Source organism: Pseudomonas sp., assembly GCF_050739655.1.
Taxonomy (GTDB): Bacteria; Pseudomonadota; Gammaproteobacteria; order Pseudomonadales; family Pseudomonadaceae; genus Aquipseudomonas.
On record NZ_JBOIBY010000590.1, the window covers coordinates 1 to 3,431 of the forward strand.

General features: G+C 54.9%; 3 protein-coding genes. All 3 read right to left on the minus strand.

From position 1 onward, the window contains the following. Positions 1 to 102: 102 nt before the first annotated feature. Entirely contained in the window at positions 103 to 972 is an 870-nt protein-coding gene (locus tag ACRESJ_RS28250) for a phospholipase (RefSeq protein WP_431760813.1), read from the minus strand. 86 nt (positions 973 to 1,058) lie between these two features. Continuing rightward, positions 1,059 to 1,934 (minus strand): phospholipase, encoded by an 876-nt coding sequence (locus tag ACRESJ_RS28255; protein ID WP_431760814.1) that lies wholly within the window; start codon positions 1,932 to 1,934, stop codon positions 1,059 to 1,061. Positions 1,935 to 2,124: 190 nt separating this feature from the next. Beyond that, complete coding sequence (locus ACRESJ_RS28260; protein ID WP_431760815.1) at positions 2,125 to 3,429, minus strand: glycosyltransferase; 1,305 nt, start codon at positions 3,427 to 3,429, stop codon at positions 2,125 to 2,127. Positions 3,430 to 3,431: the final 2 nt, after the last annotated feature.

Below are 3,431 nucleotides of genomic sequence, written 5' to 3' on the forward strand. Positions count from 1 at the left end.
ACACTTTTCTTGTTTTCGCGCCCTGATCATGCCTCTTGTGGGGTGGCTGATGCCAGTTGTCGATGTCGCGAAACCTGACCGGAGCCTTCTCGGCTTTCGGGACTATCCGGCTCTTCTGGCATTTATCAAGCTCGCGCTTCGGCAGTAGGAAACCAGTTTCGATTCTTCCATGAAATCGACATTGATAATGTTGCACCTTTCGCTTTGGGAGTGGGTGACGGGATCAAACCAGGTTTCCAGTTCATCATGGATATCGACGGGGCCTCCCAGCTTCGAGTAGCTTGTGGCGGACAGTGACCACAAGGTGGTGCGGGGAGGTGGAGTCCTCAACACGTTCATGATGTGCTGCTCCAGTTCCTCGACATTTGTGTCGCCAATCCCGCTCCATTTGTGTTCGATTTTCTCGCAGAACCAGGCGGGATTTAACTCCGGATGTTGTTGGGCCGCTACCAGAACTCGCTGCTCGCCGCTGATTTTCTTAAGCACGCCAAGTGGCAGGCCGCTATTGTCGGCAGGGATTATTCTCTTGCCAAGATAACGGAGCATCATCTCGTTGAAGAGTGCGTAGTCGAACGGTTGTTGTCCGTCCTTGAGTTCATGAAAATCCAGAATCACAAACTCGTCAGGGTTGTCGCTTAAAAACAGATTCACAGCCGCAAATAAACCTAGCACGTTACGAGATGAGCGAAAGCCATTGTGCTGGAATCGGAATTTTTCAAACTCTATGGCCGGCTCGTCAAAATCCAGCCGTAAATCGAGTACGCGCGAACCGTTGTTGAGTTGAGCGGCGAACGAATCGTGCTGGCAGGCCAGCCAGTGCGCGCCGGGGATCAATGGATAGCTCGCTTGCAAGTCGCACCCGGCATTGTGCGTGCCGGGTTGTGTATGTTCGCCAAGCGACAGGTTATCGATTGCCGGCGTAGCGCCCATCCAGTTATTGAGTGCGTAATTGTCTCGGGTCGTATTGTTCATTAATGCGTCCTTGCATTGATTGATGAATAACAAGTTGCGCCAAAGTAGTGTTGGTTGACGGCAATCAATTTGTTTTCGCGCCTCGATCATGCCTCGTGCAGTGAGGGGCCGTAAACGGCCTTCATGCTGCTGGCACTCCAGCAATAGCGGACGATTCTGGATTCATCGAAAAAGTCGGTATTGATGATGCTGCAGCGCGTCACCCAGTCTCTGGTGGTGTGGAACCAGTCGTTGATCTCTTCTTTGATATCCCTTGGCCCGCCAAATACTGTGTACGCAGTTGCCGACAATGACCAAAAAAATGTCTCGTAAGGCGCATCTTCCAGCGTTTGTGCGATGTAGTTGCGCAGATCGCCCGAACTGGTGAATGGACTGTTGCGCCATTTGTGCGGGATGCGCGGCCAGAAGTAATCATCGTCCAGGCCGGGTTTGAACTGCGCCGCCATGACGATGCGCCGAAGAGTACTGGAGCGCTTGAGCTCGCCCACGGCGGCATACCTGTCGGAGGGCAGGATGACCCGCTGTCCGAGTCGAAGCACGAGCAGATCGTTTAGCTTTTTATAATCGAAAGATTTGCCAGCATCGCTGAGTTCGTGAAAATCCAGTACGACGAACTCATCCGGGTTTCGATCAAGAAACGCCAACACTGCATCGATCAGTTCGTCCAGTACCCGACCTGATCGATGGCCACTGTGGTGAAAGTAAAAGACCGGGTCCGGATCTGTCGCGTATTGAAGACGAATATCGAAGACCCGTGCTCCATTGGCCAGTTGAAAGGCAAACGAATCGTTCTGGCACGCTGTCCAGTTGCCGGTCACATCGTCGACATTGGGGGCTTTTTTGTCCATGCCCGCGTTATGGGCGCAGGGCCAGACAATATCGGTGAGTTTTAATATGTCTACGTCGAGGATATTGCTCATCCAGTTCTGTTTGTAGAGAAGTTCCGCGTTTCTAACCGTCATGGTGGATCCTTTGTCTGAGTGCACTGGCAAGTTCCAGGAAGTCCAAAACTAGCCGGGCTGACAAAAGCAGAGGTGCTATTTATGTACAGCGTCCTTGTGTCTTGATCATGTTAGCCACCCTGAAATGCAAAACGCCGACCTGATACGGCCAGTATCTTGTCGGCGTTTTTGTTGGGGATAAGGACGAGCCTTACAAGGCGTCTGCCTGGTTGCGGTTCTTCGCCTCGATCCATTGCGCCATGTACTGGGTACTTTTGTGCTGATGATGGCGCAACATGCTGCCGGTGAAGTTATCGCGTCTGATGTGTGGCAGATTCCTTTGGCATTCGATCAGTCTTTCGATCAATGCAGGACCATGGGTGGACTGCGGGTAGCGGCTGGCCAACAAGTGCCGGGCCTGCGCCTGGGCAGCCAGCCACTGAGTCTTGTCTTGATAAAGTTGCACGGCGCTGTCGGCGAACTCGCGCGCCGTACGGGTTACGGCACCGGGCCATGGCTCTTCATCGTGCATGGCTTCTGCGCCGACCGGCGTGGTCACATTGGGCGTGCCGCAGAGCATCGCATCGACGATCTTGCCTTTGATACCTGCACCGAAGCGCAGCGGTGCCAGGCACACCCGCGTCTTCGACATCACTTGCAAGGCATCTTCCGCCCAGTTCATCACATGAAAGCCTTGGGCCGCATTGTGCAGGGCGGTGGCCTTGGGCGGGGTGTACGCGCCATAGATGTGCAACTGCGCATCAGGCAGTTGCGCGCGAATCAGCGGCCAGATCGCGGTTTTCAGCCAGAGCACGGCATCCCAGTTGGGCGCATGGCGAAAATTGCCGATGTGCAGAAAGTGCGCGCGATCTTCGTACTCTACCGGCGCGCTGGTCGGCAGATCGACCATCAATGGGCACCAGTGCAACAGGTTACGCGGGATCCTGAACTGCTCGACCAGCAATTCGATTTCCACCTCGGAAACCATCAGCGTCAAATCACAACGATAAAATGAGGCGATCTCGCGCTTCGCCAGGTCGGTATCGGCCATGTGTTCAAATTCTTCACGCGACGCCGGGGCGAACAGGCCGCTGAAGTCATTGCTGTCCTCGCTGGCCTTCAAACGCTCCTTGAGGCGTTGATGCCGGCCCTGCCTGAGGCTTTGCAGGTCGCAACTTTCGAGCACGCGCAAGGCATCGGGACAATGCTTCTCGACCCGCCAGCCGAACTGCTCCTCCATCATGAATTGATCGAACAACACGATGTCCGGTGCCAGTTCGCTGATGAATACGTCGAAACTGCTGTTGTTCAGCTCGATAGGTACTTCGCGAATGCCCAGCGCCGTCAGGTCCGCGCGTTGCTCGCCATAGCTGGCCGGACTGCTGAACGTGATGTCCCAGCCTTGTTGCAGGAACACCTCGAGTATTTGCATGACATGCCCGCTGGCCGCGGAAGAGCGGGGCTCGGGCCAGACGTAACCAATGACCAGGACTCTGGTTGCGCGGGGCTGATTCATGT

Coding starts and splice junctions, on each gene's coding strand:
- ACRESJ_RS28250 (WP_431760813.1), bottom strand. CDS start 972: ATGAACAATACGACCCGAGACAATTACGCACTCAATAACTGGATGGGC.
- ACRESJ_RS28255 (WP_431760814.1), bottom strand. CDS start 1,934: ATGACGGTTAGAAACGCGGAACTTCTCTACAAACAGAACTGGATGAGC.
- ACRESJ_RS28260 (WP_431760815.1), bottom strand. CDS start 3,429: ATGAATCAGCCCCGCGCAACCAGAGTCCTGGTCATTGGTTACGTCTGG.